The following is a 21,528-nucleotide window of genomic DNA, read 5'->3' as shown; positions in this document are numbered from 1 at the left end:
CGTGGCCGGCCGGCTCACCCCAGCAGGGAGGCGAGGCGGCGCCAGCCCTCCCGGGGCAGGGAGTCGCGGGGCCGGTCGTCGACGATCTGCAGGGCCACGTGGTCCGCGCCCGCGGAGAGGAAGGTGTCGACGCGGTCGCGGATCCTGGACTCCTCGCCCCACGCGAACACCGCGTCGACCAGGCGGTCGCTGCCGCCGTCGGCCAGGTCGTCCTCGGTGAAGCCCAGGCGGAGGAAGTTGTTCGTGTAGTTGGGCAGCGCGAGGTACGGGGCCAGGCTCGCGCGGGCGAGCGCGCGGGCCCGGGCCGGGTCCGGCTCGAGGACCACCTTCAGCTCGGGCGCCAGCAGCGGGGCCTCACCGAGGAGGCCGCGGGCCTGCGCGGTGTGCTCCGGGGTGACCAGGTACGGGATCGCGCCGAGCGTCCGGTCGCGGGACAGCTCCAGGGTCCTCGGACCGAGGGCGGCGACGACCCTGCGGCCGGCCGGGACCCCGGCCGCGTCCAGCGCGTCGAGGTAGGCGACGAGGGACGAGTAGGGGCGGCGGTACCGGTCGGCGAGCTTGGCGTGGCTGACGCCGAGGCCGAGCAGGAAACGGCCCGGGTGGGCCGCCTCCAGCTCGGCGAAGCCCGCGGCGGCCTCCTCCGCCTCGTACTGCCAGATGCTCTGGATGCTGGTGCCGACGGTGAGCGCCGAGGTCGCCTCGACGAGCGGCACCGCGTGGCGGGCGGCGCTGTTGCCGCCCAGCCAGACGGCGCCGAAGCCCAGTTCCTCCAACTCGGCCGCCGACTCGGCGAGTTCGCCGCGCCGGGAGGGATCCTCCGAACGCAGTCCGACACTCCAGATGCCGTACCGGCCGATGCTCTGCTTCGGGATGCCCGCGGTGTCGCTCATCGGTTCCTGGTCCCTCCGTGACGGGGTGTGGTACCTGCCGTGGCCGATCACGCCTACGGCAGGCACCAACCGCGCGCAGGGCGCCGGTAATCCCCGGCGCGGCCGGACGGGGGGCCGGGCCCTACCGGTGGCCGTCCAGGAACCGCTCCAGTGCCTCCACCACCAAGCGGTGGTCCTGGAGCTGGGGGAGGCCGGAGACCGTCACCGCACCGATCACGCCCACGCCCTCGACGGTGATCGGGAACGAACCGCCGTGCGCCGCGTACGCGTCCGGGTCCAGCCGCGAGGACTCCTCGAACGTGGTGCCCTTGGCCCGGTGGCGGGCGCCCACCAGGTAGGACGCGCAGCCGTAGCGCTCCACGACCCGGCGCTTGCGGGCGATCCAGGCGTCGTTGTCGGGCGCCGAGCCGGGCAGTGCCGCGTGGAAGAGCTGCTGGCCCGCGCGGTGGATGTCGACGGCGACGGGGGCCCGGCGCTCGCGCGCCATCTCCACCAGCAGGGAGCCGAGCGCCCACGCGTCGTCGTGGGTGAACCGCCGGAAGACCAGGCGGCGTTCCTGCGCCTCCAGCTCCTCCACGCTCGGGACGGGTTCCGGCTCGCGGGACTGGTCGGTCGTCACAGCGTCACCGTCACCTTCTCGAGGGCCGAACGGCGGGCCGCCTCCAGCACGTCCAGGGCGGCGGCCGCCTCCCGCGCGGTCACCGGGTTGGGGCCGTTCTCCCGCAGGGCCTTCGCCACGGCCGCGTAGTAGGCGGGGTAGTCGCCCGGCAGGGTCGGCTCGGGGCGTCCGCCGCCGGTCACCGGGGACTCGCCGGAGCCGACGCGGCCCCACAGCTCCTCGGGCTCCACGCCCCAGCCGGCACCCGTCGCGCCGGGACGCAGGCCGGCGCGCAGGGCGGCCTCCTGCGGGTCGAGTCCGTGCTTGACGTAGCCGGCCCTCGAGCCCAGGACGCGGAACCGCGGGCCGAGCTGGGCCGTGGTCGCGGAGACGTGGAGGTGGGAGCGGACGCCGTTCGCGTGCGTGAGCGCGATGAAGGTGTCGTCGTCGGTCCGCGCGCCCTCGCGGCGGACGTCCGCCTCGGCGTAGACGGCGGTCGCCGGGCCGAACAGGACGAGTGCCTGGTCGACGACGTGGCTGCCGAGGTCGTAGAGCAGACCTCCGATCTCTGCGGGGTCGCCCGACTCCCGCCAGCCGCCCTTGAGCTGCGGCCGCCAGCGCTCGAAGCGGGACTCGAAGCGGTACACGTCGCCGAGCGCGCCGTCGGAGAGCAGCTTGCGCAGGGTGAGGAAGTCGTTGTCCCAGCGGCGGTTCTGGAAGACGGACAGGAGCAGGCCGCGCTCCTCGGCGAGCGCCGCCAGCTCGCGCGCCTCGGCCGCCGTGCCGGCGATCGGCTTGTCCACGACGACCGGCAGACCGGCCTTCAGGGCGGTGGTGGCGAGCGCGACGTGCGTCCTGTTCGGCGACGCGACGACGATCAGGTCGAGCTCGTCGGCACGGCCGAACAGCTCGTCCGGGGTCGCGGCGACGCGGACGTCCGGGAACTCGGTGCGGGCCTGCTGCTGCCGCTCGGGGTTCGAGGTGACCACCGTGTCGAGCGCGAGGCCCTCGGTCGAGGCGATCAGCGGGGCGTGGAACACGGAGCCCGCGAGGCCGTAGCCGACGAGGCCGACGCGCAGGGGGGCGCCGGGGGGAGTACCAGTCATGCGTCTACTTTCGCAACGCTGTTGCCAAAGCGCAAGCGCCGGGGACAATGGGCGGCGTGAACAGGACGAACGACGGGACGGTCACCCCGGGCGGCGGCATCCGGGGCGCGACGGGCGGCGCCAACCTGCTCGCCCTGCGCAGCCACAACACCGCCCTGGTGCTCGACCTGCTGCGCACGGCCGGCGCGGAGGGCATCAGCAGACTCGAACTCGCCGAGCGGACCGGCCTCACCCCGCAGGCGGTCAGCAAGATCACCGCCCGGCTCCGGGAGGACGGCCTCGCCGCCGAGGCCGGGCGCCGCGCCTCCACCGGCGGCAAGCCGCGCACGGTGCTGCGGCTGGTCCCGGAGGCGGGGCACGCGGTCGGCGTGCACCTGGACCGCGACGAGCTGCGGGCGGTGCTGGTCGACCTCGAGGGCACCGTGGTGGGGGAGCGGCGGTCCCCGCTGGACCTGGGGGCGGGCGCGGAGGCCGTGGTGGCGGGGGTGGCACGGGCGGCGGAGGCACTGGTGACGGACGTGCTGCGGCCGTCCGAGGGGCCGCCGGGGGCGGACGTGCCGCCGCCGTCCGACGGTCCGGAGGCGAGCGCACCGCCGCCGCCCGACGGTCCGGTGGCGGACGTGCCGCGGCCGTCGCGGGGGCCGACCGCCCTCGCCGGTGCCCCCACCCTCCTCGGCCTCGGGGTGGCCCTCCCCGGCCCCCTCGACCACGTCCGGGGCGTACTGCACCGGGTCACCGGCTTCCCCGAGTGGGACGGCTTCCCGCTGCGGGACGCGCTGGCGCGGCGGCTGGGGGCGACGGTGCCGGTGGTCGTCGACAAGGACACCAACGCGGCGGCGCTCGGCCTCGCGGTCGGCGGCGAGGGCGGCTCCTTCGCCTACCTGCACCTCGGTACGGGGCTGGGGGCCGGGCTGGTGATCGGGGGCAGCGTGCACCGGGGCGCCCGCACCGGCGCCGGCGAGTTCGGGCACCAGGTCGTCCAGCTCGACGGGCCGCCCTGCACCTGCGGCGCCCGCGGCTGCGTCGAGGCCCTGTGCCTGGGCGCCGTCGCCCGCGGCGACCTCGCCGAGGCGGCCCGGGTGCTGGGCACGGGCGCCGCCAACCTCGCCGGGCTGCTCGACATCGACCTGGTCCTGCTCGGCGGCCGTACCGTCGCCGCCGCGCCCGAGGTGTTCGTCCGGGGGGTCGGTGCCGTCCTCGACGCCCGCGCCCGGCGCGAGGGCGGGCGCGACGCCGCCGTGCCGGTGCGGATCGCGCCCGGCGGGACGCGCGGGGTCGCGGAGGGCGCGGCCCAGCTGCTGCTCGCGCCGCTGTTCGGGCGGGGGGACGCCTGAGAGGACGGCTCGGCCCCGGTGCGCCGGCACCGCTCAGCGGCCGACGGCGCACGCGTCCCCGTTGAGCATGAACCGCGGCGGCGGCGACGCGTCCCCGGTGTGACCGGCGAGATAGCCCAGGGTGACGCTCGCGCCGGGCGCGATCGTGGCGTTGTGCGGGGCGTTGACCGCCGTGATCGTGTTGCTCAGCTGGGTCAGGTCCGTGTTCCAGTCGGAGACCACGGTCTGCCCGAAGGCCAGCGGGAACTCCAGCGTCCAGCCGTTCACCGGGGCGTCACCGGTGTTGGTGACGGTGAGGTCGACCGTCGTGCCGGTGCCCCAGGCGGTCACCTTGCGGTCCACCCGGCAGGTGGGCTCCTCCCGCGCGAACGACACCCGGTGCAGGCCGCCGGGCAGGTCGTTGACCACGTAGAACTCCCCGTCGGCGGTCGTGCCGATCGACGTCACCTGGGTGGGCATCTCCCCGATCTCGGCCTGCTCGTAGCCGCCCCGGCCGTCGGGGCGCAGCGCCCAGACGGTGGAGGAGCAGTAGTCGGTGGCGATGTACGTCCCGCCGACCAGGCCGGCGTACTGCCGGCCCCGGTAGACGTGGCCGCCGATGACCGAGCAGCCACCGGTGTACGGGGAGTAGGTGAAGACCGGCTCGGTGTGCTCCTCGCCGGCCGCGCAGTCCCCGCCGCTGAACTTCTCCAGGCCCTCGTAGCAGGACCAGCCGAGGTTCAGCCCGCCCCGGCCGGGGGCGAGGTGGTCGATCTCCTCCCAGTGGCCCTGGCCGACGTCACCGATCCACATCGAGCCGTCGGCGCCGTCGAAGGAGAACCGCCACGGGTTGCGCAGCCCGTACAGCCAGATCTCCCCGCGGGCGCCGGGGGTGCCGACGAAGGGGTTGTCGCCGGGGACGCAGTAGGCGAGCGGGGCGCAGGAGCGGCTCACGTCGATGCGCAGGATCTTGCCCAGCAGGGTGTCCAGCCGCTGCCCGGCCCGGAAGGGGTCCCCGGAGCCGCCGCCGTCGCCGATGCTCCAGTACAGGTGGCCGTCGGGGCCGAACGCGAGCTGGCCGCCGTTGTGGTTGTTGTACTCGGCGTGCTCCTGGGAGAGCAGGACCTCCAGGCGGGACTCGTCGAGCCGGTAGCGGGCGAGCGTGACCGCGCCGTCGGGCAGCGCCGTGTACGCCAGGTACAGGTCCCGGCTGTCGGCGAAGTCCGGCGGGAGGGCGATGCCGAGCAGGCCGCGCTCGTTGCCCGACTCGTCCACGGCCGGGGTGATGTCGATCAGCGGGGTGCGGGCCAGGCCGGTGTCCGGGTGGTAGACGCGGACGGTGCCGGACTTCTCGGTGATGAACAGCCGGTCCGTGCCGTCGTCGGGGGCGACGAGGGCGGTGGGCCGTCTCAGTCCGGAGGCGACCTGGGTGGTGGTCGCGCTGAGCGAGGGCAGGGGGACGGTGGACGCGTCCGCCGCCGCGGCGGGCGACGGGGTGAGGGCGGTCAGCAGGAGGGCCGGCAGCACCGCGACGAGGGTGCCCAGAACGAGCGTCAGGCGGCGCCACGCCTTATAGGCATGCATATGACAATCCATGGTGTCCTTCTTTCGCTTCTCTCCGTGTGCCGGGAGGCGTCGGAACACTCGGAACACTCGGGAACGCTGGGGGAGCCGGTGCTGTGGGAGCGCTCCCGCATCTCAGGCTGCGGCCCGCGCGGCAGGGCGGCAACGCGCGATCGCGCCACTTTCGCGCCGCCCGGCGCAGACGTCGCCCCCGGCACACCGCCACCGCCGGACGAAGGCGTTCGTCCCTCTCCGCCTCCCCCGGCCGCCGGCGGCAGCCGCTCTCCTCGCCGCCCCGCGTCCACGGCGGCTTCGCCCTCCGCACGGCCGGCGGGGACCTGGTCCCGCCGGCGGCCCGTCGGCGGCGCCGGACGGTTCGCCACGGGCCGGGACCCTCGCCCGTTCCCTCAAGATCCCGGTCTGTTTAGGCTGGAGCGCACGGATGACCGCGTACGGCAGGAGATCCCGCACATGGCAGACCGCAAGCCCATCGAGTCGTGGCTCACCGACATGGACGGGGTGCTCATCCACGAGGGGGTGCCGATCCCCGGCGCCGACGCCTTCATCAAGAAGCTCCGCGAGTCCGGCAGGCCCTTCCTGGTCCTCACCAACAACTCGATCTACACCCCGCGCGACCTCCACGCCCGGCTGCGCCGCATGGGCCTGGACGTGCCGATCGACAACATCTGGACCTCCGCGCTCGCCACCGCCAAGTTCCTCGACGACCAGCGCCCGAACGGCTCCGCGTACGTCATCGGCGAGGCCGGTCTGACCACCGCGCTGCACGACATCGGCTACGTCCTCACCGACCACGAGCCCGACTACGTGGTCCTCGGCGAGACCCGCACGTACTCCTTCGAGGCCATGACCAAGGCCGTGCGGCTCATCAACGACGGCGCCCGTTTCATCTGCACCAACCCCGACGAGACCGGCCCCTCCGCCGAGGGGCCGCTTCCGGCGACCGGCGCGGTGGCCGCGCTGATCACCAAGGCGACCGGCAAGCAGCCGTACTTCGCGGGCAAGCCCAACCCGCTGATGATGCGCACCGGGCTCAACACCCTCGGGGCCCACTCCGAGAGCAGCGCGATGATCGGCGACCGCATGGACACCGACGTGCTGGCCGGCATGGAGGCCGGGATGCAGACGTTCCTGGTGCTCACCGGCCTGACCCTGCCGGAGCAGGTCGAGCACTTCCCCTACCGGCCGTCCAAGGTCGTGGACTCCATCGCGGACCTCGTCGACCTCGTGTAACCGCACCGCACACCTCCCGGCGCCGGGTGCGCACCCCACCGCCCGGGGCGCCACCCGGACGGAGCAATCACGGCGCCGCGAGGGTGCGGTGCCGCGGCCCGCGGGGGACGCTCCAGGTGTCTGGAGGTTCACGATGGGCTCCCTGCGACTCCCTCTCTGCACGAGCGCCCTGGCCGTCGCCGTCCTCACACCCGTGGCGTACGCGGCGGACGGCGGGGGCGTGTCGGTGACCCCGGCGGTCCCCGCCCCCGGCACCGACGTCACGGTCAGGGCGGCCGGGTGCGCCGGGCGGACGGCGGTCGCCGTGTCACCGGCGTTCGTCTCGGACGTCCGGCTCACCACCGCCGGCGGCGCCCTCGTCGGCGAGAGCCGCGTACGGTCCTCGCTCGCCGCGGGGACGTACGAGGTGAGGGTCGACTGCGGCGAGACCGAGCGCGGGGGCACCCTCCGGGTCGCCCCCGCCCCCGCGCGGAAGAAGCAGCCCGGCGCGGCGGCGGCCCCCTTCGCCACCCGGTCCACCGCCCCCTCCGCCGCCGCCTCGGCCCCCTCCGGGCGACCGGCCGCCCCCGCCGCGCCGGTCGCGCCGGCCTCGCCCGTCGCCCCCGTCGACGCCGGCGGCGGCGCCACCGCGCGCATGGCCACCGGCACCCCCCGCGCGGACGGGCCCGGCACGGCCCAGACGGTGATCGGCCTGGTGCTCGTGGGGGCCGCGGCGGTGGCCGTCGTGCGCGACCACGTCCGGCGCAGCGGCGGAACGGGCTGACCATGGAGGCGCAGGAACGTTCCCCGTCCGGCACCGGACGGCTGCTCGCCGGCCTGGCCTGGCTGGTGCTGCTGCTGGGGCTGTGGCTGTGGGGGCGCGAGGTGACCGACGTCCCGTCCGGGACCTCCGGGCCCACCACGGGCGACATGGCGGCCGCCGGACGCCCGCCCCAGGTCGAACTGCCCCCGGCGCACCGCCCCCTGGGCGCCTCGCCGCCGCAGCGCATCGACATCCCCGCCCTCGGCGTCCAGGCGCCGGTGGTCGCCCGCGGCCTGGACGAACGCGGGGCGCCCGATGCGCCGCCGTTCGACCAGCCGGGCGTGGTCGGCTGGTACGCGCACGGGACGGCGCCGGGGGCGGCCGGCACCGCGCTGATGGTGGGACACCTCGACACCGAGACCCGGCCCGCCGTCTTCCACGGGGTGGGCACGCTGCGGCCCGGCCAGAGGATCAGGGTGGTCCGCGCGGACGCCCGGGTCGCCGAGTTCACCGTCGAGGACGTCCAGGTCGTCGACCGGGACCACTTCGACGCCCGGCAGGCCTACGGGCCGCGCCGCGCCGGCCGGGCGGAACTCCGGCTGGTCACCTGCGGCGGCGGCTTCGACCGGGCGAGCGGCGGCTACACGGCCAACGTGATCGTCTCCGCCTACCTGACCGGGACGTCGACCGGGGCGCCCACCCGGCGCGTGACCGAAGCGCTGACCGGTACCGCGGCCGGGAGCCCGCCCGGGACGGGGACCGAGAGGCCGGTACCGCGGCCGCACTCCTGACCGCGACCACCCGCTGAGCCACCGCACGACGGCCCGCCACCGCCCGGCCCGGCCGGCGACCCGCTCCCCCCCTTGAGGCCGCCGACCGGGCCGGCCCCCGACCGCGCGTGCACGGGCCGCGGGAGTGGCCCGCGAGCGCGCGGGAGGCCACGGAGGTCCATGACGGACGGGGCACCGGCCGGGCGCGGCCCGGCGGGGGCCGGTGGGCACGACTTCAGAACGAAAGGCGCGCCCGGGCCCAGGGGGTCGACGAACACCAAGTCCCGGGCCGGTCGCGTTCCGTGACGGCCGCAGGTGACCCCGCCGTTCCGGCGCTCCCGGCACCGCGCGGGCCCGCCCGGGGAAACCGGGCTGTAACAGCTGGTGGACAACCCGGGCTCGGCCTCGTGGGTGGCGCGGGACGTATGCCAGGATTGGGGCTCAAAACACTTGGAACAAGTGCACCCAAGGGGGGTTGGATGTACGACAGCAGGGGGGTCGGGGCGTTCGCCGGGAGGCGGGCGTCCGCGGTGGTGCTGGGGGCGGCACTGCTGATCACGGGATGCTCCTCCTCCGACGGCGAGGGGGACGAGCCGGAGGCCGGCGCGGGGATCACCCAGCAGCCGAAGGAGTCCGATCCCTTCTGGGTCAACCCGGACGGCACCGCCGCACGGCAGGTCGCCGCGCTGGAGAAGGCCGGGAAGAAGGAGGAGGCCCGGCAGCTCCGCAGGATCGCCGAACAGCCCGTCGGCGAGTGGATCAGCCCGGAGAACCCCCGGGAGCAGGCCCGCGGCTTCACCGAGGCCGCCGACGAGGCGGGCCGCACCGCGCTGCTGGTCCTCTACAACATCCCGCACCGCGACTGCGGCCAGTACTCGCAGGGCGGTGCCGCCGACGGCAACGCCTACCGCGCCTTCGTCGACGACGTCGCCGAGGGCATCGGGGACCGGCCGGCGACCGTGATCCTCGAACCCGACGCGGTGCTGCACCTGGTGGACGGCTGCACCCCGGAGGAGTTCCACGAGGAGCGCTACGACCTCCTCAAGGGCGCGATCGCCAAGCTCAAGGGCCTGAAGAACACCAAGGTGTACCTGGACGCGGGCAACGCCGGCTGGGGCAACCCCGACCAGATCTTCGAGCCGCTCAAGTGGGCGGGCATCGACCAGGCCGACGGTTTCTCGGTGAACGTCTCCAACTTCTACTCCACCGAGGACTCCATCGCCTACGGCAAGCAGCTCTCCGCCAAGGTCGGCGACAAGCCCTTCGTCATCGACACCAGCCGCAACGGCAACGGCCCGTACACCGAGGGCGCCGCGGACGAGCGCTGGTGCAACCCGCCCGGCCGCGCGCTCGGCGAGACGCCGACGGTGAAGACCGCGGACCCGCTGGTCGACGCCTACCTGTGGGTGAAGCGGCCCGGCGAGTCGGACGGCGAGTGCAAGGGCGGGCCCAAGGCGGGCCAGTGGTGGGAGGAGTACGCGCTGGAGCTCGCCGGGGCCGGCGACTGACCCCGCCGGGTCACCGGCCGGGGCACACGTCCTCGACCTCACCGCGGTCGGCCGCCAGCTCCCGCTCCCCGTCGTTCAGCTCCCTCTGGGCCAGGGCGCACACCCGCTCGATCCACCGCTCGGGATCGAGCGGGACGACGGAGCCGCGCGAGCCGTCGACGACGGTGAGGGACTTCCCGTCGGCGCTCGGCGAGATCACCGCGCCGTATCCCACGTGGTAGCGGTACAGCTCCCGGCCGGTGGTGACGTCCCACACCAACTGCTCACCGGCCTCGGTGGTGGTGTGGAGGCTACGGCCGTCCAGGAACGGACCGAGCCAGTAGACCCTGTCGTAGGTCAGGACGGCTGTCTCCTTCTTCGTCCCCACGTCCCACAGGCGGACCTGGCCACCCGCGTACTGGACGGCCAGCCGCTTGCCGTCGGGGGAGAGGACCATCCACCGGATCGACCGGCCGTTCCCCCTCTTGACCACCCATGTGAACTCGCCCTTGTCGAAGTCCCAGACACCGATGCCGTCGACGTTCCGCACGATCGCCTGCGGCTTGCCCGGGACGGCGCCCGCGTAGGTGCCCGCCGCCTCGTTGGCGAGCTGGTACGGCTCCTGGACGGAGGGCCGGAACGTCTCGCCCTCCAGCTCACCGCTGTCGAGTCGCCAGCGGGAGACGTACGACAGGCCCGAGACCACGGCGTGGTCGCTGTCGGAGAAGCCGATGGTGATCCAGGACGGAGTGAGCCCGGTGAGCGGGTCCGGACCGCCGGCGTGGAGGTCGGACGGGGCCTCCAATTTCAGTGCGTGCTTCTCGGTGAGCACCGTTCTGCCCGATTTCTCGGTGATCTGCCAGACGAGGACCGTGCGCTGGTCCTCGGCGACGGTCAGCACACGCCGTCCGTCCGGGGTGAAGGCGGCGTACAGGGCGGCCATCCGCTGCGAGGCCCGTGCCGATGTGAGGAAACGCCGGCCGGTCAGATCCCAGAGCTGCAGTACCGTGCCGCCGGAGTCGACGACCGCCATCCTGTCGTGTGGTCCGTCCGGTGTGCGGATGCGGTTGATGAGGGAGTTGGCGTCGAACTGCGTGGGGGGCCGGACCCGTACGGTGACGATGCTCCCGCCGACCCCGACGGCGGCCCGCAGGTCGTCGGGAGGACCGGCCAGGGTGACCGGTGGTGCGAACGCGCGGCCGGTCACCGCCTGGTCCTCGACCGCGGCGGCGGGGGTGTCGAAGGTGGCCGGCCACCCCTTCTCCAGGTCGAGGACGAGGAAGCGCACCCGGCCGAGATCGGTGCCGATGCGGCCCGTGGGATTGATCAGATAACGGCCCGAGGCGTCCAGGCGGGGTGCGTACAGCGGGCACAGTCCCTGGAACGCGGTGTTGCTCCAGCTCTGGAAGCGACGCGGCCGGCTGCCCAGCCGCCAGGCCTCGAGGGCGCCCTGCTCGGTGCAGGTGACCAGGACGCGTCCGTTGCCGCTGACGGTCGCGGAGGCCGTGGCCCGCTCGCCCCAGGGGCGGCGCAGCGTTCCGCTGTCCAGGTCCCAGGAGACCAGACGGCCCCGTGCGTCGTCCGGTGCGGCGTCGGCGGGCACGATCCGCGCCACCACCGTGCCGTCCGTACCGAACCAGGCCTGCGCCGCGTCCCAGCCGCGCGGCGGGACGAGCGTGCGCCCCGTGCGGCGGCCGTCGCCGGTGCGCCACACGAGCACCCCCTCGTGGGGGACGGCGGCGAGGATCCGCTGTCCGTCACCGTCGAAGCGCAGGTCGTGGGGATCGCGAGGGTTCTTCTCGACGTCCTTGCCCTCGCGCAGCTTGAGGGTCCGACGGTCGCGTGTGTCGGAGTCCGCCGTTTTCGGCACACCGAGCGAGATCAGGCCCCAGCCGCCGGCCCGAGCGAGGATGCGGCCGTCGGGTGAGGTGGCGATCAGGTCGTTGTCGCGCGGCTTCGTGCGCAGAACGGTCTTGGGCCGCTCCTTCCCGCGCAGATCCAGGTCCAGGAAGTCGCCGTTCTTCAGCAGCGCGTACAGGCGCTCGCCGTCCTCGGTGAGCGCGACGCTCTCGACCTCCTCCTGGTTCTCCATCGCGATCCGCTCCACGTCCCGCAACCGCAGGTACTGCGCCAGCAATGCCGAACGCGCATCCGGGCGGGCGTCGGTGCGGTACGCGGCGGCGGAGAACAACGAGGACGTCACCAGCGACACGTCGTCGTACGTCGCCGCCTGCTGGGCCAGCCGGTCCGACGCCAGCCTGCGCTGCTCCTCCAGCAGGTTCAGGTAGAGCACGGACACCACCGACGCCGCCACGACCGCCAGGGCGGTGACCCCCACCCCCAGGTACCGCAGATAGCGCCGCCGCCGCTCGGACTTCGCGGCCTCACGCTGTTTGCGTTCCCGCAGTGCGACGCCCGCCGCGATGAACTCCCGGTCGTCGTCCGTGAGTTCGTCACCGCGTTCGGCCAGCCACTGCTCGGCCGCCCGGAGCGCGGGATCCTCCAGCAGGGCGCCGTCCGGCCGTCCCTCCCGCCACCAGCGCGCCCGGTCGTAGCGCAGCTCCCCGCGCCAGGTGAGGAAGGCACGGTCGCCCTCCAGTTGCTCCGCCAGGGGCTGCCAGTGCTCGATCAGGGCCTCGTGGGCCAGTTCGACCGTCTCGCCCCGCTCGGCGTCCGCGCCGAGCACCAGCACGCGTGCCTCGGCCAGGCGCCGGGCGATGGCCCACTGCTCCTCGCCCGCGTCGCGGCGGGCGAGCCGGGCCCGCAAGGCCGTGGTGCCGCCCGGCGGCACCTGGATCAGCGCACGGAGCAGACCGGCTGCCGCCTCCGGCGGCGCGCCCCGCAGCGCGCGGCGCCAGGCCGAGTCCGCCGTGCTGCTCAGCACGCCGCCCACGCCGCCCAGTCCGCGGTAGGTGTCCAGCCGGAGCCGGCCGCCGGTCTGCCGTTCCCACAGGGTGTTCAGCACGAACCCCAGCAGGGGCAGGGCTCCCGGCCGGCCCGCCGCGTCCTCGACGAGACGGTCGGCCAGCCCGTTCTCGTACTCCACGCCGGGGAAGGCCCGCAGCGGCAGCCGGACCACCTCGGTCAGCTGCTCGCGGGTCATCAGGCCCAGCTGGTGGGCGGGGGCGCCGCCGGTCAGCCGGCTCAGCTCCGGGTGGCGCAGGGCCGCGTCCTGGAAGTCGGCGCGCAGGACCACGAGCACGCCGACACCCGGCCGGGCGCAGGCGTCCAGGAGGCGGTCGACCAGCTCGCGCAGGTCGTCCGCGGGGCGCAGCAGCAGTGCCTCCGCCTGGTCGAGGGCCAGCACGGTCCCGGGGCCGGACCGGTGGCGTTCCAGGGCGTCGCGGACCGCGTCGGCGTCGGGCAGGCGGCCCTCGGCGCGCAGCGTCACCACTTCCACGTCCCGTTCCCGCAGGCGGGGCAGCACCCCGGCCATCAGGAGGGAGGACTTGCCGGACCCGGACGGCCCGGTCAGCGTCACGCAGCCCTCCGGCAGCCCGTCGGGGCACAGCAGGTCGACGACCGCCGTGGCGTCCTCGTCCCGTCCGAAGAAGTGCGCGCTGTTCTCCTCGGTGAACGGGCGCAGCCCCGGGAAGGGGGAGGCGGGCGCGAGCAGTTCGGCCAGTCCCGGCACCTCGGCGAGGACGGTGCCGGTCGGGACGCAGAAGCTCTGCCCGCGGCGGGGTGACGAGATCGACGCGACGATGCCGACCACGGCGCCCAGTTCCAGGTCCCACACCGCCGAGCCGCTGAAGCCGGGCTGGACCGGGTCCGCGTGCGCGTCGGACGGGGACATCTGCAGCCGCCCGGTGCCGGTGCGGGCGCGCAGCACGGCGGTGTGCCAGCCGCCCCCGGTGCCGTCGTCCGGCAGTCCGAAAACCATCGCGGGGTGGTTCCACACCGTGGCGGGCGCCACCATCGGCACCGGCCGCGCCCCCGTGAGCGGCCGGGCCAGCGACAGGACGGCGACGTCCCCGCTGCCGTCCTCGCGCACCGGCACCCAGTCGCGCACGACGGCCTCGGTCTCCTCACCGGCCGCCAGGACCAGTCGGACCCGTACGGGGGCGCCGGGCGGCTCGGCGCGGCCGAGGGGCAACCGTGAGGCGCCCAGCACGACATGGGCGCACGTCAGCACCAGGGTGGGCGCGATCAGCACCCCCAGGCCGCCGATGTGCCCGTCGGCGTCCGCGACCTGGACGGTCGCGGCCGCGAGGGCCTCCTCGGCCACCTGGTCCGATGCGGTCGACTCGGCCATCTCCCGTATCCCCCGCCACCGTTGACCACACACGTCAGCAACGTCGTACCGAGGTCACACCAGTGCCGCGCGCCCGGCAAGATTGTTTCGGGCCAACGCCGTACGAGGAAGGGGGCGCCCTCCGTGACCGGAGGGCGCCCCCGCACCGTCTCGGGGTCTACGGCACCCGGACCCACTGGGCCTTGCTCGGCGTGCCCTCGCCGTCGGTGGCGAACAGCATGTACCAGCCGGCCTGGACCAGGTTCCGGTTCTCCGGCACCGTCACGGTCAGCTTGTCGCCGTCGGCCTCGAAGTCCAGCGCGATCGACCGCTGGTCCACGTCGGTGACGTGGGTGGTGGCGCTCGGCCGGATCAGGCGGACGTTCTCGACGCGCGCGGCGTCCTTCGAGGTGAACGTGGCCGACTCGCCGCGCTCGACGGTCTTCGGACCGCCCGACAGTTCGGGCTGCTCGCGGTCGCCGTACAGGTACGGCGGCGTGTAGATCTCGATGCGCTGCTCGAACTTGCCCGGCTTGGTGTTGGCCTTGTCCGCGAACAGCGAGTCCGAGCCGAAGAACATGAGGCGGCCGTCGGGCAGCAGGATGGAGCCCGAGTGGTAGTTGCGGCCCACCAGCGGGTCGGCGACCCGCCTGAACTCGTTCTTCTCGGTGTCGTAGATCCGCGCCTCGAGGATGTTGGAGTCGCCGCGCCCGCGGTAGTCCTCGGAGCCGCCGGAGACGAGCACGTCGTCGTTGGGCAGGATCGAGGCCTGCGGGTAGCGGGTGCCCTTGTCCAGCGAGGGGCCGTCGGTGAACCTCGGGGCGTCGGCCTTGAGGTCGACGATGCGGGTCTTCTCGCTGGCCAGCTGGGACTCGCCGACCCCGCCGCCGCCGATCACCATGTACTTCTCGTCCTGCGCGGGCGGCAGCAGCACCGTGTTCGACGTCTCCAGCATGTCGGGGTCGCTCATGCCGGGGACCTTGGTGAACTTGTTGGTCTCCACGTCCCAGACGCCGGGGTCGCGGCCCACGTCGTCCGGTCCGTAGCCCGCGTTGGAACCCGAGTAGAAGACCTTGCCGTTCTGCATCAGGAACAGCGCCGGGTACGTCGGGAACTGGCGGACCTTCTCGGTGTAGGTCCACTCCTTGGTCTCCGGGTCGTAGATCTCGTTCTTGCCCGGGACCAGCTGGCCGATGTCGTCGAGGCCGGAGACGCTGAGGATCTTCCCGTCGCTCAGGGTGGTGAGCGTCGGGTACCAGCGGGCCTCCTTCATCGGGTCGACCTTGATGTACTTCTCGGCGACCGGGTCGAACTCGTAGGCGTCCCGGATGCCCTGGAAGTCCTTCTTGTCCAGGGCGAGCTTCTCGGCGATGCCGTACGTGTTGCGCGCGTCGGCGCCGGTGAGGCCCTGCACCCTGTAGTTGTCCTGGGTGCCGGTCTCGTACGCGGCGCCCTCCTTCTGCGCCTCGACGTAGATGCGGCCCACGCCGGGGGTGTTGCCCAGGAACTCGCCGGTCGCCGGGTCGAAGTTCTTCTCGGCGCGCGGCACGAGCACCGGGTCCTTCGAGACGAAGGTCTTGCCGTTCTCCTTGCCGGTGAACTTCGTCCCCGCGGGCAGGGTGATCGGCTTGTCCGGGTTCTCGTTGTGGACGAGCATCAGGCCGCCGGCCTTCTTCACGTCGCCCTTGAGCTTCTCGTAGCGCTTGGTGCCGCCCGCGATCAGCAGATTGCCGTTGGCCAGCTGGGTGTGGCCGGTGCAGAACAGGTCGGTCGGCGTCGGCACCTTCTTGATCGTGCCCTTGACCGGGTCCCAGATCCGGGTGTCGTACCGCTTGGCGTCGAAGTTGTCCTGGTTGTTGCCCGACCCCGCGACGAGCAGCACCTTGCCGGTGCGCAGCAGCGCCGCGTGGATGGTGTTCTGCCGGTACTCCTCGGGGAACTCGACGATCTCCCACTTGCCGTTGGCGGCTTTGTACTCGGGCTGGTTGATCTTGTACTGGTGGTATTTCTCCGAGCCGAAGCGGTACAGCCACGGCCCGTTCATCCCGGCCAGCGCGAGTACCACCGCCGTGCCTATCGCGATCCGACGGGCTCGACGGCGGCCTGCACGGTCAGTCATTCCTTACGTCCCCCAAGTCCACCAAGGGCGATCTGCATGGTCTGGTCGTTGCCCGGGGCGTGCCCGGTGCCTCCCGGTCCGTCCGGGGCGCCCGGTCCGCCGTGCGCGCCGGCCCAGCTGGGCCGGTCCTGCGGGGCGTGCGGCGCGTGCTGCTGCGGCATCTGCGGCAGCGGCTGCGTCCGGGGCGCCTCGGCGTCCTGCTGCCGGCCCGCGGCGTGGGCGCCCGGCGGCTTCTTCCTGTCCTGGCGCATGCCGTGGCGCCAGGCGAACATCGGCGCCGCGGTGATCAGCAGGGCGAACGTGGCCCAGATGACCATCGCCGGGTGCGCGTGTCCGTAGACGAAGCCGGCGGCGATGGAGCCGGCGAAGATCAGGATGAAGTACCAGTGGTACCGGAAGGTTCCGAACCAGGTGTCCGGGCTGGCCGAGTCGCCCTTGGGGGTGACCACGAACTTGCTCTTCCTGCGCAGCACCGAGTCGATCAGCGCCTTCGCGTAGAGCGGTGCCGACAGCGCGGACATCACCATGCCGGCCACACCGCCGGAGCCCTCCGGCTCGTGCGGGGAGACGTTGTGGCGGCGGTTCCAGACGTACAGGCCGATCTGCAGCGCGGAGGCGTTGCCGTAGAGCATGAGCCAGACGGCCGGGTCGATGTTCACACCCGAGGCGCCCAGGCCCAGGAACAGCGCACAGCTCAGCGCCGCCAGGATCCAGTTCAGGGCGGACATCGGGTAGAAGATGATCATCATCGTGTAGTTGAAGAGCTTGCTCGGCGGGAGCGAGTACCAGCCCTTCCAGTACTGCTTGAGGATCGTCTCGTACGTACCGCGCGACCAGCGCATCTGCTGGGTGAAGAAGTCGGTCCAGGCGTTGGGGCCCTCGCCGACCGCGAGCACGTCCGGGGTGTAGACCGAGCGCCACTTCCTCCCCGTCGCCGGGTTCTTGGCGCGGTGCATCTCGAAGCCGGTCGCCATGTCCTCGGTGATCGAGTCGTACAGGCCGCCGATCTGCTTGAGCGCCTTGATGCGCACGGCGTTGGAGGTGCCCACGAACATCGGCGAGCCGTAGCGGTTGCCGGCGCGCTGGATCAGCGCGTGGAAGAGGAACTGCTGGGACTCGGCGGCCTTGGTGACGAAGTTGTCGTAGTTGCCGTACACCTGCGGGCCGATGACGAAGCCGACGTCCGGGTCGCGGAAGAAGCCGAGCATCCGCTCCAGGTAGTTCGGCAGCGGCACGTGGTCGGTGTCGACGGAGGCGAAGAAGTCGTAGTCGTCGCCGTGCGCGTCGAGCCAGGCGTTGTAGTTGCCGTGCTTGGTCTTGGCGCGGTGCGGGCCCTTCTTCTGGTTCCACTTCGCGACGCCCTTGCGGGAGAAGTGGTGCACGCCGAGCCGCGCGCAGACCTCCTTCACCTCGGGGTCGTCGCCCTCGTCGAGCAGCCAGACGTGCATCAGACCGCGGTGGCGGATCCTGACGGCCGCCTCCAGGGTCCTCGTCACCATCTCCAGCGGCTCCTTGCCGGGCACGAAGGAGGTGAGGAAGGCCACGCGGGTGCCGGTCTCGGGCACCACCGGGATCGGGTCGCGGGCGACCAGGGTGGCGTGCGCGTTCGACAGCACGTTCATGCAGCGGAAGAACTCGATCAGGCCGATCGAGACGAGCATGACGACGTCGAGGGCGGGCAGCCACTCGAACGCCGGGTAGTCGCGCTCGGTCCAGTGCGAGGGCTGCAGCAGCCACACCAGCAGCACCAGCGACAGCACCGGGGCCGCGGCCAGCATCAGCGCGATGCGTATGCGGTGCGGCTCCTGCGAGATCAGCGAGCGGTACTGGACCTTGTACGGCCTGTTCGGGTCCGGCTGGGTGAGGGGCCCCGCGAGCCGGCTGTAGTGCTCGTAGTCGTATTTCGGCAGCGTCTTCTTGATCCGGCGGAACGCGCCCGTGTTCCAGTTCCGATGGGCGGGCACCCTCAGCTGGGTGGTCTGGGACGGGTCGTCGTCCCTCCGGGCGCCCGTCGGTGTCGACGTCATGAGTCATCCCCCCACACGCGGCACCGCCGCGTGTTTCGTCGCTTCCTTCCGTCCGGTCCGGGCCCCCTCGCCCCTCACGGACGTATCAGTGGTGAACCGCTGTCTCCACGTCACCCACACCTTATAGACATGGCACAGCGCTCTTCCGGTTGCATGATGCCCCCTCGGCACCGCTCCGCGGACGGGGCCCTCGCCCCGCGCCGTGGCAACCGGTTTCCTGCCCCCCTCAACCGCCGCGAACCCGCAGCAACTCGAAGAACCCAGGTTCTACGGTGCTCATCATGATCGCAAGGTGCGAAACACGGTGTACACCGGTCATACGCGTCCATTGTGGCCTCTGGGGGAGGCGCGCGGGGCCGGTGTTCCGTACGTGCGGCGAGGGGAATCCGCTCAATGGGCACGAGAGGGGATCCGGCCAAAAAACGACGGGCCCCTCGTCTGCACGAGGAGCCCGTCCTGTCGGTGCGCCGCCAGGGACTCGAACCCCGGACCCGCTGATTAAGAGTCAGCTGCTCTAACCAACTGAGCTAGCGGCGCGCGCTGACACCCCAACCTTACAGGACCCCGGAGGGTGCTCCCGACCACCGGCGCCGGCGCGGCCCCGGGGAGCGGCGCCCGGGGGACGCCGTCCCCCGGCCGGCCCGCCGCGCGTACATCGTTCGGACCGTCAACATGCGCGTGACGAAGACAGTTGCGAAACTGCCGTCGTGCGCAGGCGCGGAGTTTTTCGACGACAGTGTGAGGGGCGACGCATGAGGTCACCGGTATTCGAGGAATTCGATCCGGCGGGCGACTGCGACTGCCCCGGTTGTGTGCACTGGCGCCGCGTGCTGCCGCATTCCCCGGCCGGCCGCTCCGTCGGCCATCCGGCGGCGAACCGGACCCTGGCCGTGGCCGCCGCGGCGGCCACGGCGATCGGCGCGCACGCGGCGCCCGCCCTCGCCGCCCCGCACGCCGCCGGATCACCGGCCGCCCCGGCCGTTCCTCGCGTTCTCGCAGGTGACGAGCCCGATACCCCCCAGGGCCCGCGGGCTCCGCTGCACGGCCCCGGCGGTCGGGCGGCCCCGCCCGCGATCCCGGCCCGGGCGCCCGCGACCACCCGCGAGGCCATCGTCGAACGGGCCCGGAAATGGGTCGCCGAAAGGGTTCCGTACAGCACGTCCGCGTACTGGTCGGACGGTTACCGGCAGGACTGTTCGGGTTATGTCTCGATGGCGTGGGGCCTGCCCGGGAACGAATGGACCGGCAGCCTCGTGAAGTACGCGGAGAAAATCACCAAGGACGAACTCCGGCCGGGTGACGCATTGCTGTTCCACAATCAGGCCGACCCCTTCGGGGAGTCCCACGTCGTCCTCTTCGGCGGCTGGGCGAACGCGGGGCGCACCGCCTACGTGGCCTACGAGCAGACCCGCCCGCGGACCCGCCGCACGACCACCCCGTACGCCTACTGGCACCACTCCGCGCGCTACGTCCCGTACCGCTACAGGGGCGTGGCCGAGGGGACGGCGGGCCCCGGGCCGCAGGCCGCGCGGCCGCCCGCCGCACCGGTGCGGACCCCGTTCCCCGGAGCGGCGTATTTCGGCCCCGGGGCCCACAACCGGTACGTCACCGAGCTCGGCCGGATGCTCGCCGGCCGCGGCGGGGCCCGCTTCTACGCCGTCGGCCCCGGACCGCGCTGGACGGACGCGGACCGCAGGGCGACCCGGGCGTTCCAGCAGGCCCAGGGCTGGCGGGGCGCCGCCGCGGACGGGCTGCCGGGACCGCTGACCTGGGACCTGCTGGTGACCGGCGGGGGCAGGGACATCCCGGCCGGAAGGTCCGCCCCGCCCGCCCCGCCCTCCTCGCACGGGGTGCCGGGCTATCCGGGCCGGGCGCTGCTGCGGCCCGGCGCCGACAACGCCCATGTCGCCCGGCTGGGGCGGCGGCTGGTGGAGAAGGGGTTCGGCCGGTACTTCACGCAGGAGCCGGGGCCGCGCTGGAGCGAGGCGCACCGCCGCGGCGTGGAGGCCTTCCAGCGCGCCCAGGGCTGGCGCGGCGGCGCGGCGGACGGCCACCCGGGCCCGGAGACCTGGCGGCGGCTCTTCTCATGACCCGTCGGGTCCCGGCCCCGGGTCCCGATCACCCCTGATGTGACGCATCTGGCGCGGAGGCTGGAGGCACGCGTGACCACGACCACTTCCCCCGTCCCCGAGCCCGGGCCGCCCGCGGACGGTGCCGCGGCGCCCCGGCCGGTCCGGCTCATCCACACCGGGTCCACCACCGAGATCCCCGTCCACCTGCTGTTCCGCGACGATCCCGACCCGGCGCCGGTGCGGCTGCGGCCCGCGGTCGTCAGCCGCCGGCCGGACCCGGAGGAGCGGCCGGGGCAGCCGGGGCGGCGGGCGGACGGGCGGCCGGGGGAGCAGCCGCGCCCGCGGCGCCCGGCCGCCGCACGGCCCCGGCCGTCCGTGCCCCGCGTGGACCCCGAGCTGGTGGAGCGGCCCGCCCGGGTGCTGCCCGGCGTCGCCGGGGTGCTCGCCGGGGTGTGCGGGGCGGCGGGCTGTGCGGCCACCTCGTGGTGGGCGGGGGCGCTGCCGCCGTTCGCCGCCGAGGCGTTCGGGGGCACGGCGCGCGGTGGCGCGGCCGGCCCCGGCCCGGTGCAGTGGGCGGCGTACGCGGCGGCCGGGGGCCTCGGGCTGTTCGGCTTCGGCGGGCTGGCCCGCGGACGGACCGGGGGCGCCTGGGTGCTCGGCCTGTTCGGCCGCTACCGGGGGACGGTCCGGCGGACCGGGCTGCTGTGGGTCAACCCGCTGCTGCTGCGCCGCCGGGTCGACGTGCGGCTGCGGCACTGGCGCAGCGAGCCGGTGCCGGCGACCGACCGCAGCGGGGTGGCGCTGCGGGTGGTCGTCCTGGTGGTGTGGCGGGTGCGGGACACCGCGCGGGCGACGCTGGTGGTCGAGGACCACGAGAGGTACCTGCGCGAGTGCGTCGAGGCGGCGCTGCTCCGGGTGCCGGTGGCGGCGCCGGGCGCGTCGCGGGCCGCGGCGGACGCGACGCAGGACGCGCTGACCCGGCTGGTGGCGGCGGACGCCGCGCCGGTGGGGCTGGAGGTGTTCGCGGTGCGGCCGGCCCGGGTGGAGTACGCGCCCGAGGTGGCCGCGGCGATGCACCGGCGCCGGATCGCCGCGCTGGACGCCCAGCACCGGGCGAGCGTGCTGACCTCGGTCGTGGACTCGGTGGAGGACACGGTGACCCGGCTGACCACGCGGGGGCTGGTGGAGCTGGACGACTACGAGCGCAAGGTGCTGGTGAAGGACCTCACGGTGGCGTTCTGCGCGGGGCGGGGGGAGACGGGGCCGTGAACGACCGGGGAACGGGTCCTGTGATTGGTATGGACATGTTCAGTCCGCACTCATACTCTGTGACTTGGTCTAGACCTACCTGCACGC

At 73.6% G+C, this 21,528-nt stretch carries 14 protein-coding genes and 1 tRNA gene; 7 read left to right on the top strand and 8 right to left on the bottom strand.

The window, feature by feature from the left end; genetic code table 11:
• Positions 1-14: 14 nt before the first annotated feature.
• The 3 genes from GL259_RS15460 to GL259_RS15450 form a co-directional block, all read right to left on the bottom strand.
• On the bottom strand, positions 15-890 hold the full coding sequence (locus GL259_RS15460) for an LLM class F420-dependent oxidoreductase (protein WP_159533158.1): 876 nt from the start codon (positions 888-890) through the stop codon (positions 15-17).
• A 121-nt stretch (positions 891-1,011) separates the two neighbouring features.
• The gene (locus GL259_RS15455; protein ID WP_159533156.1) at positions 1,012-1,509 is read right to left on the bottom strand and encodes a heme-degrading domain-containing protein; all 498 of its coding nucleotides are present in this window, start codon (positions 1,507-1,509) and stop codon (positions 1,012-1,014) included.
• Positions 1,506-2,594, bottom strand: a complete 1,089-nt coding sequence (locus GL259_RS15450; protein ID WP_159533154.1) for a Gfo/Idh/MocA family oxidoreductase — start codon at positions 2,592-2,594, stop codon at positions 1,506-1,508. The genes GL259_RS15455 and GL259_RS15450 overlap by 4 nt, the downstream gene beginning before the upstream one ends.
• Positions 2,595-2,692: 98 nt before the next feature.
• Here GL259_RS15450 and GL259_RS15445 point away from each other — a divergent pair, with 98 nt between their 5' ends.
• Complete coding sequence (locus tag GL259_RS15445) at positions 2,693-3,928, top strand: ROK family transcriptional regulator (RefSeq protein WP_159538667.1); 1,236 nt, start codon at positions 2,693-2,695, stop codon at positions 3,926-3,928.
• Between the two features lie 33 nt (positions 3,929-3,961).
• Here the strand turns inward: GL259_RS15445 and GL259_RS15440 are convergent, their stop codons facing one another.
• Positions 3,962-5,491, bottom strand: a complete 1,530-nt coding sequence (locus tag GL259_RS15440) for a PQQ-dependent sugar dehydrogenase (protein WP_159533152.1) — start codon at positions 5,489-5,491, stop codon at positions 3,962-3,964.
• Between the two features lie 450 nt (positions 5,492-5,941).
• Between GL259_RS15440 and GL259_RS15435 the strand changes: the two genes are divergently transcribed.
• The 4 genes from GL259_RS15435 to GL259_RS15420 all read left to right on the top strand — a co-directional run bounded on the left by GL259_RS15435 (position 5,942) and on the right by GL259_RS15420 (position 9,741).
• Positions 5,942-6,721, top strand: a complete 780-nt coding sequence (locus GL259_RS15435) for an HAD-IIA family hydrolase (RefSeq protein ID WP_159533150.1) — start codon at positions 5,942-5,944, stop codon at positions 6,719-6,721.
• A gap of 133 nt (positions 6,722-6,854) precedes the next feature.
• Positions 6,855-7,484: a hypothetical protein gene (locus GL259_RS15430; protein WP_159533148.1), complete on the top strand. Its 630-nt coding sequence runs from the start codon at positions 6,855-6,857 to the stop codon at positions 7,482-7,484.
• Between the two features lie 2 nt (positions 7,485-7,486).
• Positions 7,487-8,254, top strand: a complete 768-nt coding sequence (locus GL259_RS15425) for a class F sortase (protein ID WP_159533146.1) — start codon at positions 7,487-7,489, stop codon at positions 8,252-8,254.
• A 458-nt stretch (positions 8,255-8,712) separates the two neighbouring features.
• On the top strand, positions 8,713-9,741 hold the full coding sequence (locus GL259_RS15420) for a glycoside hydrolase family 6 protein (RefSeq protein WP_159533144.1): 1,029 nt from the start codon (positions 8,713-8,715) through the stop codon (positions 9,739-9,741).
• Between the two features lie 10 nt (positions 9,742-9,751).
• Here GL259_RS15420 and GL259_RS15415 read toward each other — a convergent pair whose 3' ends face one another.
• The 4 genes from GL259_RS15415 to GL259_RS15400 form a co-directional block, all read right to left on the bottom strand.
• A complete protein-coding gene (locus GL259_RS15415) occupies positions 9,752-13,975 on the bottom strand; it encodes a trypsin-like peptidase domain-containing protein (RefSeq protein WP_159533142.1) in 4,224 nt (1,407 codons plus the stop codon).
• A gap of 157 nt (positions 13,976-14,132) precedes the next feature.
• Entirely contained in the window at positions 14,133-16,073 is a 1,941-nt protein-coding gene (locus tag GL259_RS15410; RefSeq protein WP_159533140.1) for a kelch motif-containing protein, read from the bottom strand.
• Positions 16,070-18,100 (bottom strand): cellulose synthase catalytic subunit, encoded by a 2,031-nt coding sequence (locus tag GL259_RS15405; protein WP_159533138.1) that lies wholly within the window; start codon positions 18,098-18,100, stop codon positions 16,070-16,072. Before GL259_RS15405 ends, GL259_RS15410 begins: the two co-directional genes overlap by 4 nt.
• 463 nt (positions 18,101-18,563) lie before the next feature.
• Positions 18,564-18,637, bottom strand: a tRNA-Lys gene (locus tag GL259_RS15400).
• Positions 18,638-18,852: 215 nt separating this feature from the next.
• Between GL259_RS15400 and GL259_RS15395 the strand changes: the two genes are divergently transcribed.
• A complete protein-coding gene (locus GL259_RS15395; RefSeq protein ID WP_159533136.1) occupies positions 18,853-20,190 on the top strand; it encodes a peptidoglycan-binding protein in 1,338 nt (445 codons plus the stop codon).
• 72 nt (positions 20,191-20,262) lie between these two features.
• Positions 20,263-21,441: an SPFH domain-containing protein gene (locus tag GL259_RS15390; protein ID WP_159533134.1), complete on the top strand. Its 1,179-nt coding sequence runs from the start codon at positions 20,263-20,265 to the stop codon at positions 21,439-21,441.
• Positions 21,442-21,528 lie beyond the last annotated feature (87 nt).

The organism is Streptomyces sp. Tu 3180, assembly GCF_009852415.1.
Lineage (GTDB): Bacteria > Actinomycetota > Actinomycetes > Streptomycetales > Streptomycetaceae > Streptomyces.
This window is presented reverse-complemented; position numbering and strand designations above follow the sequence as displayed.

Excerpts from the sequence above, each read along its gene's own strand:
- GL259_RS15420 (WP_159533144.1), top strand. The coding sequence starts at position 8,713 with ATGTACGACAGCAGGGGGGTCGGGGCGTTCGCCGGGAGGCGGGCGTCC.
- GL259_RS15435 (WP_159533150.1), top strand. The coding sequence starts at position 5,942 with ATGGCAGACCGCAAGCCCATCGAGTCGTGGCTCACCGACATGGACGGG.
- GL259_RS15430 (WP_159533148.1), top strand. The coding sequence starts at position 6,855 with ATGGGCTCCCTGCGACTCCCTCTCTGCACGAGCGCCCTGGCCGTCGCC.
- GL259_RS15410 (WP_159533140.1), bottom strand. The coding sequence starts at position 16,073 with ATGACTGACCGTGCAGGCCGCCGTCGAGCCCGTCGGATCGCGATAGGC.
- GL259_RS15405 (WP_159533138.1), bottom strand. The coding sequence starts at position 18,100 with ATGACGTCGACACCGACGGGCGCCCGGAGGGACGACGACCCGTCCCAG.
- GL259_RS15425 (WP_159533146.1), top strand. The coding sequence starts at position 7,487 with ATGGAGGCGCAGGAACGTTCCCCGTCCGGCACCGGACGGCTGCTCGCC.
- GL259_RS15450 (WP_159533154.1), bottom strand. The coding sequence starts at position 2,594 with ATGACTGGTACTCCCCCCGGCGCCCCCCTGCGCGTCGGCCTCGTCGGC.
- GL259_RS15395 (WP_159533136.1), top strand. The coding sequence starts at position 18,853 with ATGAGGTCACCGGTATTCGAGGAATTCGATCCGGCGGGCGACTGCGAC.
- GL259_RS15440 (WP_159533152.1), bottom strand. The coding sequence starts at position 5,491 with ATGCATGCCTATAAGGCGTGGCGCCGCCTGACGCTCGTTCTGGGCACC.
- GL259_RS15460 (WP_159533158.1), bottom strand. The coding sequence starts at position 890 with ATGAGCGACACCGCGGGCATCCCGAAGCAGAGCATCGGCCGGTACGGC.
- GL259_RS15415 (WP_159533142.1), bottom strand. The coding sequence starts at position 13,975 with ATGGCCGAGTCGACCGCATCGGACCAGGTGGCCGAGGAGGCCCTCGCG.